Genomic DNA, 17,184 nt, shown 5'->3' with positions numbered 1-17,184 from the left:
ACAAAAATATAACATATGCTATGCATTCAAAAAAAACAACTAAAAAGTCGTCCGCTTATGGGCGAGGCTTTAAACCCAATTTTTCGGTAAGCCTTGAGCTTATACCAATTAAAAAAAAGAATGCTGCAAAAGGGTAGCTGTCGGTCAGAGATCCTGAAAAATAGCTACTCCAATTATAGCGGTTTTCACTTCATGACTTGCATTACTTCTTCCTTCTTCCTTCTTTCTTTAAACTCAAATCTCTGTACTCTAAAAAACATGAAAACTGCTATAATTTTAGATAGTTATCTAATCGCGTTTTTACCTTTTTTAAAATATTTATCCCTTCTGTCCTAGATAACTAAAGCTTTCTTGCTTCTTCCTTCTTTCGTAGGGAGGTTGCATGCAACCTCCCTACCATTTATAACAAACACTTATCACGCTTCGTATTAGGCTAAATTCAAGTCATTACTCATCACAAAATATACTGAAAAGCCAAATAATATCTATAACATTAAGAACATCATTAATATTTTAAAATGAATTATTTATCTTGACTTTATACACGATGTGTTATATCTATATTTGTAGTCAAAATAATGAGGAGACGATGATGGAGAAGCGAACATTAGGCACATCTGAAATTAAAATTACCCCAATTATTATGGGGACATGGCAAGCAGGAAAAAATATGTGGGCAGGTATTGAAGATTCTGAGGTTATTAAAGGAATTAGAGCTGCTTTTGATGCAGGTATTACCACAATTGATACTGCTGAAGTTTATGGAAATGGTTACTCAGAAAGAATTGTGGCTCAAGCATTGGGAGATGTTCGAGAACAAGTGGTTTTAGCGACTAAAGTTTTTGTTAATCATCTCAAATATGACCAAGTAATAGAGGCTTGCGATCGCTCTCTGAAAAATCTTAATACTGATTATATAGACCTCTATCAAATTCATTGGCCATCAGGTGCATTTAACAGTGAAATTGTACCAATTGAACAAACAATGAATGCTCTAAATAAACTGAAAGAACAGGGTAAAATTAGAGCAATTGGTATTTCTAATTTTTCTAGCGAACAAATGGCAGAAGCATCTCAATATGGTCAAATTGATAGTTTACAACCACCCTATTCTTTATTCTGGCGAAAAATAGAAAAAGCAGAAATGCCTTACTGTGTTGAAAATAATATTTCTATTATTGCTTATTCTTCCTTAGCACAAGGATTATTAACAGGTAAATTCGGACCAGACCACAAATTTGCTGAAGGGGATCATCGTGCTAAAAATAGATTATTTTATATTAAAGAAAACTACGAACGAGTGCAAACAGCTTTAGAAAAACTGCGCCCTATTGCCGAAGCTAAACAATGCACTATGGCTCAATTGGCGATCGCCTGGTTAATTGCCCAACCCCAGACAAATGCTATTGTTGGAGCGCGAAATGCGGAACAAGCGACGGCAAATGCTAAAGCTGCGGATGTTAAATTATCTCAAGATGAGCTGGCAGAAATTGATGGTATTGGGCGGATAGTTACCGATCCTTTAGACGATCGCCCTGTTATGTGGGATTTTTAACAAGCTTTCAGCGATAGTGATACTAAATACGGTTTATTGAGTATCCTTTTAGGGAGATGGGGGAATGGGGAGTAGGGGGAGATGGTTATAGAGGATGGGTGAAAAAGGTACTTTTAATAACCGGATGTGGTATAATATCATGTCCGCTGGTATCGGAGCGTGTAAACCTAACCGTTAATATCTATGGGAAATTTAAGTTGTTTTGTGCTTTTAACCCTTCTGTCCTAGATAACTAAAGCTTTCTTTCTTCTTTCTTCTTCCTTCTTCCTTCTTCCTTACCCTTACCTTACAAGACCGATGCTACCGGACATGATATGAATCTATTAGTAGTGGAGTGACAGATATTCAGTGGTGCGTTACGACAGATTTTTCAATACATGACAGCGAGTGATTGTAAGCTGTCTAACGCACCCTACTGGAATGTTTAAACTAAAATAGTGCATTAGGGAATCAGGTTCTGTAGGGGCGGGTTTAACCATAGGGACGTTTTGCTGCGCGACATGTTTGCGGAGCATTCCGGAACGGAAAACGCATTTTTGCCTGTGCAACGTCCGTACAACGAGTTTTCAAATTTAGTCAGATAAACCCGCCCCCAATGATATCACGCACCGTCCTAGGGGGCGGGTTTATGTAAATCTTAGAGTAAGCATGAAAGTTTCCGTTGAAACCCGCCCCTACTATTGTACCATTTTAGATGAAATAATCCACTACTGCTCCGTCAAACTTGACACTCCACTACATTAAGCAGACATGATATAAATCAGGATTTCCAGTCAACGAAGCGAGTATAAAAATAAGCGATCGCTTCCCCAATAACAGTCCGCATACCTTCACTAGAGTGCCACCATTTCTGAGGGTTATAACCTTTGGGTTCAAGAGCAATCACACCTACCTGAATATCTGGACTAAAAACATTCCGATAAATCATCCAGCTACGACGAGCGTGGGGTCCTAAAGAATAGATATTGATAGAGCTTACTTTGAGATTAGAAGTTTCTAGCCATTCTTTCACTGCTGTAGCAGAAGCAGTAGTGCGATATTTGGTAACTTGAGGAGTGGGTACAGCAACTACTCGCTCTGGATCGACACCCCAGATCATCAAAGTTGCGGCTGTTAGTTCGGCAAAGTTGTCATATTCTGATAGATAAAATCCCTTACCTATGGGGGTACCTGTGGTAATTAATTTTTGATAAGCACCCCGATTAAATTCTGCGATCGCCGATTTTACTGCATAGTCTGACATCCAACCTTCAACTATTAATAAATCAGCTTTTATAGGAGAGTTTACTGCTAAGAATGAATAAATATTAAAGCAGCACATCACAATCAGAAAGATAATTAATCCTAGAATTAATATCCATAACTGAATTGTTGAAGTTAATTTTTCTAGCCACTCTAATAGGTGATTTTTGAATTGCTTTAGTTGGTTATTTTTCAGTGACATTCATATATAGCTGAAGTCAGTAGGGATGAATACTCATTCACCCCTACATTCTTGCGGTATAGTATTTTCAAATGAGATGTAAATTTAGAATATTTTTTTTCCTTTTTGACTATTCCCTATTCCCTATTTCCTGTTCCCTCTTTAGATGTAAATATTCAAAAACACTCTTATCTCCAATATCTGGAGGTATTGGTTGAAATGCCTTTCGGATAGCAAAAATTATAAATAGAAAAGCCCAAATTCCTAATAAAAATTCTTTCATTTCAATTGATAAAAAACCAACTAAATGAGACAGGAGTAAAAAGGGTACTAAAGGTGTGAGTAACTTAGTTTCTAGACGGTTAAAGCAAAAAGCTTCTTTGAAATAAATACCAGTTAAAGCAGCAAAGGTAAAACCTACGCCAAAAATAGTGACTGGATTGTTGTAAACTATTAAGGCAAGGGACTCACTACTGTTAATTGCTAAGATTACCGTGGTAATGGCCCCTATTAGCCAAAATAGCTGGAGTATTCTGTGTAAGGTGGCCATATAAATATGAATAGTGGCCAAACTTATGCCTAAAGCTAGACAAAAACAGCCAATTAGGGGCGTAAGTGCTTGAATAACGGTTGGATTATTACCTTGCCATAAGACTAGGACACTGCCTAATGCAAAACTAAGGGCAGCTATCATTAAGCCAGTACGGTAAATAATTACACCCAGGCGATCGCTTTTAGTTATGGTAAAATCTCCGAACTGTCCTTGATAAACTATTGGTTCTGGAGATTCTAGTATTTGTGTCATAGTTTACTCGTAAGATAGATTAACTGAATTTTTTTTATTCTATATATTCTTTAATCATAAACCTGGATAAGTTCAACAATTAATAATTAATAATTAATAATTAATAATTACCTCTTCTTTTCAAAGAGAGGATTGATTCAAAGGAAAATTTTTTCTTCTCTTGGTCGATTGGATATGGCGAGGTCTCCTCGCCATCCCTCTATCGCTTGTTTCTCCTTTAAAGGAGAGGCTTTAAACCTTAATTATTCGGTAACAACTTTATGCCAAAATCTAATCAACGACAAAATAAAAATAAGTCTCAACCTGATACCAGAAACCTTAAACCAATCGAAATTGATGAGACTATTATATCAGCGAAAAATGCTAAAGTGAATGGTGGAGAAAATGTAACGATAACTGTACCTATTGAAGATTTTTTACAGCGGATAGGTGCTTTTCAAGGGATGGAAAAAGAAGATGAAGCAGAACAAATTCATTGGGAAGTTTTTGAACAAAAATTGGAGGAAATTCTCGGCACTACAAATCTAGAAGTTAATCTGACTAATTTAAAAAAGTATTTAAAATATCTGAAGCAAAATCTGACAATTCCTTGTTTAGTTACAGGTATGGAAGAATTTGAATGGGAAGAACATTATACAATGGGTCCAGGAAGTAAAAAAGAATATCAAAAGCTAAAAAAGACACAACCATCTTACACAGATCAATTTAATCTGTTAAAATTAGATAATATATTAGATGTGGAATACGGAATTTTTGCTGTATTGGAACGGACTACAGATAATCGAAAGTTTACATTGCCACTAGCTGATTTAGAAACTGTTGTAGAAGATTCTATTAATGGTGAATTATTAGAAGATTATTCGATGTGGTTTTTTACTTATTGTGAGTGAAGTTGTTATACCATGTCTGGTTGTAGTTATTGTTATAAATAAATAGCTAGGAGTCAGGAGTCAGAAGTGAAGATAAGAGAGTTTTAATGTACAAAGAGGAGAAAGTTTTTTTATTGCTAATTATCCGGACATGATTTTATATATAGATACTCTAAAATAGCAAAATAGCAAATAATATTATGTTTGCTTGAATACTTATAAATAGTAGTAGGGGCAATTTCCTACGGAATACTTCGTAAACGCGTTTGCGGGGCATTCCGGCACGGAAATTGCCCCTACAGTAGTTAGGAGAGAAAAGGCTTTGTTGGATGAAAGTAGCGATAGAGCATCCATTCCGCAGCTATATCCCTCTTTTTCGCAATTTATTGATGTTCTATTCATCTATTGGACAATAGTTATTGCTCTGCTGAGAAAGCGTTTCGGCTGTCGCCGACATGTTTGCGGAGCATTCCGTCAGGAAAAGGCTTTTCAAGTGCGGCAGCTATATCGGTCTCTTTCGCAATTATTGATGTTCTATTCATCTATTGTCCAATAGTTAGGGTTGGCAAATTAAACCTCAAAGCTTTAATTTGCAAAAGTTTCAGCCCCCTCCCACATCCACATTGATGTTCTATTCATCTATTGTCCAATAGTTACAGCAGTTTCCGCACGTTATTATTGCATAGCGCTACTTGAGTCGGGAATAGGGAATAGGTATGGAGGGAATAGTAAACTGTCAAAGGATTTCAGGATTTAGAAATGTCCGCGCTCTTTGCTTCGACTGCTATACATATGCCGAGCAAGTGCGGCAGCTATATACTTTCATGCAACAAAATGTGATATTATCTGGATATATAGCAATCATATTTCAGTTGTGAGATTTTAGCAGTACTTAGGAGTCAGGAGTCAGGAGTCATATAAAATCCGGTTGAATAGTTATTGTATAGTTGGGGGTGGGGAGTAGGGGAGTAGGGGAGTAGGGGAGTAAGGGAGATTGAAGTTAATTATAGAATTATAAACATATACTATATAACCGCATTCTATATCAGAATATGGAAGGATTTTGATTTATCTTAATCGTTCTGAAATATCTCATAAATCATTCCTAATTGCTATACCAGTAATTATTGTAGGGAAGTTTAATCGAAACTCCCTACTTTGGTCTACTGAAATTAAAACTGCTAAAGTTGCTTAATCAGTCTTGACAAGATAGAAATCTTATCTGATAACAAAATCCTCCGCTGTGAGAGTAGGAGAAGCAGTTAGAGTGGCAAACTGACCGCCATCTCCAAAATCATTCCCACTACCATTAGCATTGTAGAATAAAGCACCATTAGTAGAATTATAAACAATAATAGCGTCACTGGTAGCAGCATCACCATTACTTTCTACGATAGCAAACTCATCCCCAATATTTCCACCAGAAGCAGTGGTAATTTCTGTGAAAGTCGTCAAGTCAAGCAGAATCAAATCTAAGTCTGGGTTGAAGTCTGTAATTTCATCTATCCCTAAGTCCGCTTGACTAAATTCGCTATTGGCAGCAAAAATAAAGCGGTCAATACTCGCCCCACCAGTCAGGGTATCATCACCCGCACCACCATTCAGGCGATCGCGACCTTGACCACCAGTGAGAATATCTTCCCCATTACCTCCTAACATCCGATCATTACCCAAACGACCAATTAAGGTATCATCACCATTACCGCCAAAAATAGTATCGTTTTCCAAACCACCATTCACACGGTCATTACCATTTCCACCACTAACATAGTCATCACCACGGTTGCCATTAATCTCATCGTTCCCAGCAGCACCATTAATAGTATCGCTACCACCCAGACCACTGAGAGTATCATTACCACCAAGACCATCAATATTGTCGTTACCAGTACCACCACTCAGGTTATCAGCTCCTGGAGTTCCTGTGATAGTTTGGTTTGGAGAAAACTCATAAACAGTAGTAGTACCACTAATTTCATTACCAACTACTAATAACGGTTCTCCATTCGGACTATCTTCTGCGGAGATAAACGCAAAACCTTCCGGTCCTAAATCTCCTGCTGCTTCAAGTTGCTCTGGGGTTGGATCAGGGTCACCATCTTCATTAGTATCAAATTCAACAGAGAAGTCACGGTTATTAAAATATTCGACAAACCTTGGTTCATTGGGCTCACTAACATCATAAACCATGATTCCCCCTGTGCGTTCTAGACCAATAAAAGCATAGGGTGTACCGTCTACAACTCCTGTAGCTATGGCTTCAGGTTCAGGACCAAAGTTATCGCTCCGAGTATCAAAAGTATTTTCGTCCCGGTCAGAATTGAAGTTATCTGGTATTTGTTCTGCAGTAATTTTTTCAAAAGCATCGCCACTGTTGAAAACCCTGTTACCAGCACTATCCCAAACACTGAAAGAGCGACCACCATTAGCAAAGATTTGATCGAAGTCACCATCACCATCAATATCCCCATCTCGGTTTGTCACCCTCAGATTACCTAAAGCGGCAGGATCATTAAGTGCAGCAACGTCAAAAACATCGGGATCGAGTACATAATCATCATCTCCTACCTCTGCTTCTTCATTTAGAGCATCATACTCTCTGACATCTCCTTCATCTGCTGTAACATAGTAGGTCTCACCTTCTATATCAAAGGAGGCAATACTATCTGGTTGCAATAACCCAAAAACAGGCCAGTTGTTGAAATTAATTCCACCATCTTGATCGCTAGGATCGATTTCATTAGTTAGTGTTGAGAAATCAATTACACCTAGAACTACTGGTACTGGTTCGGGACTGAGAGGAACACTACCATCACTATCAATTTGTTCATCTAGGAGACTGAAGTCATTATCATTGAGTACCGCTAACCTTCCATCTGGTAGTAATGATATACCTTCTACTTTGTCTCCAGCAGTATAACCAATGGAAGGTAGGTTAGTTACTTTAACTTTATTAACTGCTTGAATACCTAATGCTGCTAAATCATCTGCAGTTTGTTGTTCTAGGGTTTGACCGTCTGGTAAACTTGGCGCACCGTCAGCAAGTAAATTAGTTGCACCTGTGAGGTCTATTTCAAAGATAAACTTTTTGCCTGTCGCAGTAACAGAGGAGTCTCTTTCTACAACAAAGAATTTACCAGTGTCTGGGTCATAGACAGCATCTCCCATTTTATCAACTAATTGAGTAGGATCGTCCGGATCTAAAGTTGGTTTTTCTAGGAGATAGACATATTCTGCTACGGGTTCTCCATTACTTGGGTCAATACCTAACATTCGGATGATACTAGAATTGTTAGAAGTGTTCCGATCGGGATTTTCTAGAGGTGTTTGAATAAAGCTGTAGAGAATACCTTCCTGTGTATCCAGAGCAAGAGCTTCAAAACCACGGTTCCGGCGACGCTCAGAATATTCTGCTGGTAGGGTTTCTGTACCAAAAGTTCCTGCTGCTTCTCCTGCTAATGCTCCTGTTCCTTCAGGTACAAAACGGTTTATAAGTGAACCATCAGTATCAAAGTTGTAAATGGCGGGGCGATATTCATCTACAGTCCAGAAAGTGCCATCAGTAGGGCTGATGACAATACCTTCCATGTCTGCACCAAAGGGATCGTATTCTAGGAGGTTGCCAAAAAGGTCTACTGGTTCCTCGTCTACTACTGGAATATTAGGTAAACCTGTGATGGGAGTGGTACCATCTTGCCTGGTTAGGAGAATTTGGTCAGTTATATCAATATCACCACTGCTTTCATCTAATGTAAAGCGGACAATTCTTGCTTGATAGTCTGGCAAAGCAAATGGTCTTTCATTAGCGCCGTCACCGTCTACATCTGTGGGTGCGCCATTAGGTCCCCGGTCTGGTACGGTGACAAATTGTAAGTTGCCGTTTTCGTCCTCACCCTCAAGCCATAGTCCGGATAAACCACCCAGGAAAATATCTTCATCTCCTTCAGTTGTACCAAGAAGTGGCAGGTCTGAAAACTCAAATCGTCTCAGGTTAGGAAGACCGCGACTGTAGTCTTTTACTCCCAATGGTAGAACATCTACAATTTCTTCATTGTTAATATCTACTACTGCTACGGCATTATTTTCTTGCAGAGTTACAAATGCTGTGGTGTCATCAGCAGAGACAGCGATAAATTCTGGTTCTAGGTCTTGAGCTGCATTTGACCCAGGTCCGTAGATCCGCACGCCTTTGTTACGCAATTCTTCTTCCCGACCAATGAAAGCTTCAAAGTCAGCGGTAGAGACATTTGCTTGAGTTAAATTGTTTATTCCAGTAGAAATGTCAATAATACTAACGGAACCTTCTGGGTCATTACTGTAGTCATCGTTGGGTTCCCCTTCATTTGCCACCAACACCTTTGTCCCATCCGAGGTAAAGGTCAGCATATCTGGTAATGCACCCACCGTAACTTGATTGAGTACAGTGCCATCAGCATTAAAGAAGACAACTGAACCTGGGTCTTGTTTGATGCTAGCTTCAACTGCTACTGCTACAAGACCATTGTCATTAACTGCAACACTATTAGCACCTGCACCGAAAGGGGAAACATTTATTTGATTTATACGAGTCGGGTTAGTGGGGTCGCTAATGTCTAATACATCAATAGTGGCACTATTGGCATTGACAACAAACACTCTTTGTGTATTGCGGTCATAAGCTGTAATTTCAGCAGCACTTTCATCGAAAAGCCCTGTTTCAAAAGTACCTAATACTCGGAGTTTTGGGTCAGTCATTAATCTTCCTAGTTGTATATATGTTTAATGCACCGAAGGTATATTACCAGCTTATCTTTAAGAAAAGTTTAATTATCTAATTAAAAATAAAACTTGGTTTGTAAACATATAATCAAGGAATTGTCAACTACCATAGGCGATCGCCTGGTTAAGTAATTAGGGCTTGCTGATTAAATATAAAAGGATTGACAGATAAAAGTTTTAGCCTTTTTAGGTCTTGAAAAAGTACAAGGTTTTCGTTCTAAAGAGCTGCATAAAGTGAGGATTTTAGGTTGACTATGGCAGACAGATCACTCTTATAATTCTTCCTCCTGTCTCCTCGCTCCCATACCCATTCCTCCTGACTCCTGACTCCTATCCTCACCCATAAGACTTTTTCAGCAAACCCTAATTAATAATTGACCTTTTTCTCAAATTCGTGTTATCTAAATCACTATTTTTGTGGTTGATAATGATGACATTGGTCGCAATTTCCGTTTGGGTTAACTGCACAAAGCAAAAATGGAGAATGAGCGTTATAAATGCAGGTCGCTTTCCGGTCAGTAGTTTTGGCTAATAAATTTAATTTTTGTTGATGGTATGCAATTAGTCTTTTGATATGACTATGAGATTGTAGTCTCATTCTTTCCATTCCTAAGTTTGTCATTTTTTAAATTTATTTTTATTGTTAATTTTCATACTTAAATATACCATAATAAAATATTAAACTGCTTGTCTATTTCAACTACATGAGATTTAAGGAACAAGTGGCTTTCACTGTTACTAATTATTTTTAGCTGTTCCCTAGATTAGATAAAGTACCTAAAAGCTTGTTAATGGCAAACTCCTCAATTGAATACCCAAACATAAATTTATCGGAAAATTGGAAATAATCGAGTTTATTTAACCACGACTTGTTCCTTCTTTATAAGGAACAGGTGGATCTTCATTGGAGCGACTAACAAACTGATGAAAAATTTCTTCTGCCAATTCATCAAAATGTTTTACTTGGAGATTATTTTTCATTTTCATATTCGGCAATCCAATGATTAATACTATGAATAATGCCCATAGCACAAAATAAAATTTATGGTACATATAAATCACCTATGAATAATGAATAATTGATAATGGAAAGTGGATCTTCATTAATTGATAATTGATAATTGATAATTGATAATTACCTCTCCCTTTTAGGGAGAGGATTGACACAAAGGGGGATGCATATTTATTTTTTTCCCCTTGAAAGGGGAGGCTTTAAACCTGAATGGTCTAATTATTTAATTGTTTAATTATTAATTATTTCGGTAAAAACTCTAATTATCAATTACTAAAAGTACAGTTATATGAATAGGTAAATTTTAATTCATGACTAATCAATGTATATGAATTAGCTCCGAATAATTATTAGCTATTTAATAACTCATAGGGTTGTATAAATTACTCTTCAGATAAAAAGCTAGATTTTACGCAAAATCATTTTTTTTTTTCTTTACGGAATAAGAAATATTCAAGTTGTATATAATAATTATCGCAGTTAGCAGGTCGCTTATCAGTCGTAAATAAATTCCAAATAGGTTAATGTTATACCAATTCTCATGCATTAACGCTATAGTTGGATAAAACTTCAGTTATTAAGTAATTAAACTAAGATAATTACTTTTTTGTTAGAAAAGAGCAATTTTAGCATTAATTATTCTTGTTTGTACGGACGTTGCACAGGCAAAAATGCGTTTTCGGTTCCGGAATGCTCCGCAAACATGTCGCGCAGCGTTTTGCTGGCGCACAACTTTCCTGACGGAATGCTCCTAATTACGCACTTCGGCTGTCGCCGACATATAAAGCGGAGCTTTGCGTTAGCAAAACGTCCCTACACTCCCCTACTCCCCTACTTCAATCAAATATAGAAAAGTTTTTGAGAAATGGTATTACTAATAGGGAGATGAGATAATGAGGAAATTCAAAAATAGCATTATGTTTGGTATTTAATATAAATAATCTCTCAATAATTGGCAAAACAGAAAAAAATATTCCCACTCCATAAGAAGAGGGAATATTGAGTGATGGTTGAGTTGGCAAAAAACTAGCGAAAAAAATTATATTATATCCGGTAGCATCGGTATTGTATAGGGAAATTCAGTAATTAACAATGTTCATGTCGTTGACAGCCGATACAATGGTAGGCTTCAAGGCGTGAATTGTTGAATGAATAATTAATTGACTATCAACTCTTAATTATTAATTATTAACTATAGCAATCCTATTTTATTCGTGACAAAAATCTTACTGCTTTTTAGGGAACAAGGAGCAAGGAACAGGCAATAGGAAACAGGTGAGAGTTTCAACTTTTTTATTGACTTTTTAATTACCCGCAACCTATTTAAAATTTCTATATTAATTATTAATTATTCGGTAAGGAATAAGGAAGAAAGAAGAAGGCTTTAGTTATCTAGGAGAGAAGCTTTAATATAAGGAAAAACCTTACATAAGGTAGATATTTTTCCTGCTTTTACACAAACGATACTAACGGAAATGATATTATTTGTACTGAAGTAAAATAGATCAAGTCTGTAATGAAATCAAAAAAACTTATCCTCACAATTTCAGTGGCAAATCTCCCCCCTATTACCGGGTAATTAATAATTAATAATTATTAATTAAATAATTGAGGTTAAAAGCCTCCCCTTGAAAGGGGAAAAAAAATAAATTTTTTCCTGATTAGTGTCAATCCTCTCCCTAAAAGGGAGAGGTAATTATCAATTATCAATTATCAATTATCAATTAATGAACCTACTTTCTTCCTCCCCTACTCTCCTACTATACAATAACTGTTCAACCGGATATTATATGACTCTTTTTTCAAGAGACCAATCTTCTAATCCAACCATTAACAGTAAACCGACTATGTTCAAATGCTTTGGAAGGACAAACTACAGGCATTACTTCATGTCGGCAACGACTATTAAAAAACACAATTGAATTATTAGCAGGTGTAATAGTTTTATAATTCTGATGAGTTATTGCTCCACCACCTTTCAATTCAGTATCATAAATTCTCAGTTCACCCCCAGAAAAAGCTTTAGGTTCTTGATAAAAATAATAAACATAAGTAAGTTCTCTACTAGCAGTTTTTTCACTACCTGCATCGTTATGAATTTTGTAATAACATCCATCATTATGTGCCGTTAATTGCACTTCAATTTCTGATATCTCGAAGGGACGAAAATTGAGTTTGGTTAATACTTCTGGCAATGTTTCTAATACTTTGCTTTGAATAAGTGCTGATAACTCAGGAAAGTATTGTGAAAATAGTACATAAGATTGGCGATATTTATCTGCTTTAGTTGTTGTGGTTGATTCAATATATTGGTCTCGTTTTTCAATTGCCTCTTCTATGGCTTTTTGATTATCTTCAGGTAATAATAAGTTGGTAATTTCCACATAATCAGCAGATAAAAAATTAGGTTTTACTTGTATTTTTGGCGGTGCTTTAGTAGAGAATATTGTGCCTAAATTATTTGTCTGTATTTCATTGAGTTGTTGTTTAGCTTCGGATACTAATGTAGCTGGTGAAGGATTATTTTGCTGAGATAAAAGACCTGTCATTTCTAGAATTTTTAGGGCTACTGTTGCTCGTTCTTGTGCCGGAAGTTGTTGATTTTTGAGAATTTCTTCTAAAGTATCAATTGACTGGAGCAGTAATTTTTTGACTCTTTCTGTGGCAACAATATTGTGATGATTAAAATTGCTACTTTTGTTTACTTTTGGTTCTGTGTACATAATGAAATTCGATAATTTACTAGAGGTTTGATGATGCTTTACCTTAATAGTTTATCTTATTGATTTGTAGATGAGATATATGTAGATAGTTAAATTAATATTGAATTCTCAAGGATATGTCTAAATTTATCCTAAAATCACATAGAAGTTAACAGTTATATCATGTCCGGTTAAATAGTTATAATTAAAGCTCGTAGTAGGGCTTGAGCAAAAAGTTATAGATATTGCTATAGTAGGGCTTGAGCAATATGAAATGATTTGCGAGAAAAAAACAGTAGGGGTTTGGTCTCCAAACCCAAGTGATAAGGGGTTTGGTTTCCAAACCCCTACGTTCAATAATTATAGCAGTTTTCATTAATATAGAGTACAGGGATTTGGGTTTAAAGGAAGAAGGAACAAGGAATAAGGAACAAGGAATAAGGAACAAGGAATAAGGAACAAGGAAGAAGAAGGAAGAAGTTTTGTAGTCTACCTTTGTGAAAACCGCTATAATAATTAATAATTAATAATTACCTCTTCTTATAAAGAAGAGGATTGTCTAAAAGGAATTATTTTTTCTTCTCTTGGTTGATTGGATATGGCGTTAACGGAGTGGCTCTGTTAAGAGCAGGAGACCCGCTCTTGCAAAGCCGCTCCGCTAACGCCATCCCATCCTAACGGACTGCTCCGCAAACAACCGCTTTTTTATCCATGAATGGAGAGGCTTTATACCTTAATTTTCCGGTAAAATATTACAACCTATTCAGAATTCCTATACAAACAAAAACTTTTTTATCACTAATCATCCAGACATGATATTATCCATTATCAGCTTTTTTTACTTTTCTATCCTTGTCTTGGTTGAGCAGATAACTTATTCTACCTTAAACTTACTAAGGAACCCTATATAATACCATTTATCAAAAACTTTTCTACATTTTATTGAGCAGGGGAGTAGGGGAGTAGGGGAGTGGGGGAGAAGTAAAAAGAGTAATAATTAACATTAACCTAGCTAAAATCAACAAAAAAGTGGTTATACTGGTACTAATTAGTGGATAACTGAAGTATTCCCCAAGTATAGCACTACTTTTGGGAATTGGTATAATTCCGATTGAAATCTAATTTTTAATATCTATGTCCAAAAAACTTGTAGTGATGGATCATGACGGTGCTGTAGATGATTTTCTCTCCACTGTTTTACTAATGACTATGGAAAATGTTCAACCTTTAGGAGTAATTGTAACACCTGCTGATTGTTATATTGAACCTGCAATTAGTGCCACTAGAAAAATTTTAGATTTAATGGGTTGTTCTGATGTTCCAGTTGCAGAAAGTACAGTGCGTGGCGTTAATCCTTTTCCGGTTTTATTTAGAAGAGATTCTTTTGCGGTTGACCATTTTCCAATTTTAAATGAGAAGGAAAATATTGATACTATTTTAGTTTCTGAACCTGGTCAAAATTTCATGGTACGAGTTTTAAAATCAGCACCGGAACCTGTAACATTAATGGTAACTGGTCCTTTAACAACTGTCGCTACAGCTTTAGATATTTCTCCAGAAATTGAGTCAAAAATTCAAGAAATTGTCTGGATGGGTGGTGCATTGAATGTACCTGGAAATGTGAGTAAAGATATGGAACCTGGTCAAGATATGTCTGCTGAATGGAATGCTTATTGGGACCCGTTTGCCATTGAGAGAGTATGGCAAACTCAAATTCCCATTGTACTTTGCTCGTTGGATATTTCTAATAATGTACCTCTAACTTCTGAATTTTCTCGTAAATTAGGTAGGCAAAGAAAGTATCCTATTTCTGATTTTGCCGGACAATGTTATGCGCTGGCAATTTCTCAAGATTATTATTTTTGGGATGTTTTAGCAACTTCTTATTTAGCACATCCAGAATTTTATGAACTGAAAGAATGGGAAACTGTAGTTATTACAAAAGGTGTCAGTCAAGGTCGGATAAAAGTAGAAACTGGTGGGCGAAAAATTATGGCAATGGAACAAGTAGATAGGGAGAGTTTTTATGATTATATCCTCCAACAATGGGCGCGGTAGAAATATAATTAATAATTAATAATTAATAATTAATAATTACCTTGAAGATATTGTTGAATAAATTCAATAAGTTCTTTGTTGATTTTTATAGTTCCAGAGTGTTTCTACGGCTTTTATTTATGAGTATTTAATAAGTAAATCAACCTTTCCTGTTAAAATATTATCCTTGTAAGCTAATAACCATTTATTTAAGGATATAATAGAAAAGTGAAAAAGCCTAGAAACTAAACGGAGAATCACCATATTACCTGATTATTGGGATTGACAATTAAAATCCTGAACATCTCAACATAAATATGGTAGTCAATTATCAAATATTAACAAAAATATTTATAGTTAGTTGGATAATAAATTATAGCTTATCAGTAGAGCTTGGTAAATTTTGTGCGTTATATATCAAATTTTAAATTAGAGCAAAAGTCAGTTATATCCGTTGCTTGATGTGTTTGATAGCTAAAGGCTGCAACCTCTTTTTTTTAGCTGGCTCTACTTAATATTTATGAATACTTAATAGACTTATTTAGATTAAGTTAATATACAAAGATAAAATTTAGTTTGACTATAGTTAATTAATGTGAAAAACCATAGAAATACTGACAATTGATTGGTAAAATTAGAATCGGCAGTTTTCAGATTATAGTTGAAACTGTCAAAAATTCATATTCTATATGTAGATGTAGATAAAATTATAATTATGGTAGAGCACAAACGTATTGGTATCCTTACCAGTGGTGGAGATTGTGCAGGTTTAAACCCCGCAATTCGAGCAGTGGTGTGTCATGCAGTAGGAACCTATAGTTGGGAAGTTTTAGGGATTCGTGAAGCTACTCAGGGATTGATGCAACGTCCGCCAAAAACAATCAAACTAGAGATTGAAAAAATTGACCCATTACTGATATCGGGTGGGACAATTTTAGGCACTACAAATAAAGGCGACCCTTTTGCCTTTCCAATGCCAGATGGTAGTTTGCACGATCGCTCTCAAGAAATTATTGAGGGTTATCATTTACTAAAACTTGATGCTTTAATTGGTATTGGAGGCGATGGTAGTCTGGCTATCCTCCGTAAACTTGCTCAACAAGGAAACTTGAATCTAGTGGGTATCCCCAAAACCATTGATAATGATGTCAACTGTACTGAACTGTCTATTGGTTTTAATACTGCTGTAAAAATTGCCACAGAAGCACTAGACCGCTTACATTTTACTGCTGCTAGTCATAGCCGAGTGATAATTTTAGAAGTAATGGGGCGAGATGCCGGACATATTGCCCTAAATGCTGGTATTGCTGGTGGTGCGGATGTGATTTTGATTCCGGAAATTCCTTACAAAATAGATAACATTTGTCACTATATCCGCAAACGTCAGGATTTAGGAAAAAATTACTCTTTGGTCGTTGTAGCAGAGGCGGTGCAGACTGAAGCAGGGGAGGCGGTGACACAAGATGATTTATTCGGTAAATCTCGATATGGGGGTATTGGGCAATATCTAGCAGATAAAATCTCTGCTTGTAGTGGTGCGGAAACTCGTGTTACGGTTTTAGGTCATGTTCAACGGGGTGGTGTTCCTTCTCCTACCGATCGCTTAGTTGCTTCAGCTTTTGGAGTGGCAGCAGTAGACCTGATTGCAGAAGGAAAATATGACCAGATGGTAACTTGGCAAAATCGACAAGTTGTCAGTGTTCCTATTGAAGAAGCGATCGCTAAGTACAGAGCAGTAGATCCTAATGATACTTTGGTGAAAACTGCTAGGAGTATGGGTATTTGTTTGGGAGATTAAACAGTGTTGCACAATGCAAAAAATTTAGGATTTTTGAATTTACTTCCGTAGGGGTTTGGTCTCCAAACCCTCTTCATACCATTGTGAAAACCTTCATCCCAAAATCTCAAAAACTATAACGTTACAGTTTGGGGTCTGACACCTCACCCCAAAAAAATGAGAAAACATCACCGTAGGGGTTTGGTCTCCAAACCCTCTTCATACCATTGTGAAAACCTTCATCCC

10 protein-coding genes are annotated in these 17,184 nt (G+C 36.4%); 4 read left to right on the top strand and 6 right to left on the bottom strand.

All coding sequences use genetic code 11. The annotated features are described in order from the left end of the window. Positions 1 to 592 precede the first annotated feature (592 nt). A complete protein-coding gene (locus ACP6PK_RS00065; protein ID WP_426556713.1) occupies positions 593 to 1,555 on the top strand; it encodes an aldo/keto reductase in 963 nt (320 codons plus the stop codon). Positions 1,556 to 2,315: 760 nt separating this feature from the next. On the opposite strand, the gene ACP6PK_RS00060 is transcribed toward ACP6PK_RS00065, so the two are convergent. After that, positions 2,316 to 2,999: a YdcF family protein gene (locus ACP6PK_RS00060; RefSeq protein ID WP_426556692.1), complete on the bottom strand. Its 684-nt coding sequence runs from the start codon at positions 2,997 to 2,999 to the stop codon at positions 2,316 to 2,318. A 109-nt stretch (positions 3,000 to 3,108) separates the two neighbouring features. After that, a complete protein-coding gene (locus tag ACP6PK_RS00055; RefSeq protein ID WP_094672236.1) occupies positions 3,109 to 3,783 on the bottom strand; it encodes a DUF2301 domain-containing membrane protein in 675 nt (224 codons plus the stop codon). 260 nt (positions 3,784 to 4,043) lie between these two features. Here ACP6PK_RS00055 and ACP6PK_RS00050 point away from each other — a divergent pair, with 260 nt between their 5' ends. Further along, entirely contained in the window at positions 4,044 to 4,673 is a 630-nt protein-coding gene (locus ACP6PK_RS00050) for a hypothetical protein (RefSeq protein ID WP_426556690.1), read from the top strand. Positions 4,674 to 5,870: 1,197 nt separating this feature from the next. On the opposite strand, the gene ACP6PK_RS00045 is transcribed toward ACP6PK_RS00050, so the two are convergent. From ACP6PK_RS00045 to ACP6PK_RS00030, 4 genes are all read right to left on the bottom strand, one after another. Beyond that, positions 5,871 to 9,386 carry a choice-of-anchor I family protein gene (locus tag ACP6PK_RS00045; protein WP_426556688.1) on the bottom strand — a complete coding sequence of 1,172 codons (3,516 nt, stop codon included), beginning with the start codon at positions 9,384 to 9,386 and terminating at the stop codon, positions 5,871 to 5,873. 433 nt (positions 9,387 to 9,819) lie between these two features. Next, a complete protein-coding gene (locus tag ACP6PK_RS00040) occupies positions 9,820 to 10,032 on the bottom strand; it encodes a DUF6464 family protein (RefSeq protein ID WP_426556686.1) in 213 nt (70 codons plus the stop codon). A gap of 236 nt (positions 10,033 to 10,268) precedes the next feature. Next, positions 10,269 to 10,391 (bottom strand): hypothetical protein, encoded by a 123-nt coding sequence (locus ACP6PK_RS00035; protein ID WP_426556684.1) that lies wholly within the window; start codon positions 10,389 to 10,391, stop codon positions 10,269 to 10,271. Between the two features lie 1,833 nt (positions 10,392 to 12,224). Continuing rightward, positions 12,225 to 13,145, bottom strand: a complete 921-nt coding sequence (locus ACP6PK_RS00030) for a 2OG-Fe(II) oxygenase (protein ID WP_426556682.1) — start codon at positions 13,143 to 13,145, stop codon at positions 12,225 to 12,227. 1,113 nt (positions 13,146 to 14,258) lie between these two features. Between ACP6PK_RS00030 and ACP6PK_RS00025 the strand changes: the two genes are divergently transcribed. Beyond that, on the top strand, positions 14,259 to 15,182 hold the full coding sequence (locus ACP6PK_RS00025; protein ID WP_426556681.1) for a nucleoside hydrolase: 924 nt from the start codon (positions 14,259 to 14,261) through the stop codon (positions 15,180 to 15,182). 694 nt (positions 15,183 to 15,876) lie between these two features. Beyond that, positions 15,877 to 16,959, top strand: coding sequence for an ATP-dependent 6-phosphofructokinase (locus ACP6PK_RS00020; protein WP_094671920.1), 1,083 nt, complete (start codon positions 15,877 to 15,879; stop codon positions 16,957 to 16,959). Positions 16,960 to 17,184: the final 225 nt, after the last annotated feature.

Origin of the sequence: Dapis hubbardiae BLCC-M172 (assembly GCF_050016015.1) — a bacterium.
Taxonomy (GTDB): Bacteria; Cyanobacteriota; Cyanobacteriia; order Cyanobacteriales; family Microcoleaceae; genus Trichodesmium.
This window is presented reverse-complemented; position numbering and strand designations above follow the sequence as displayed.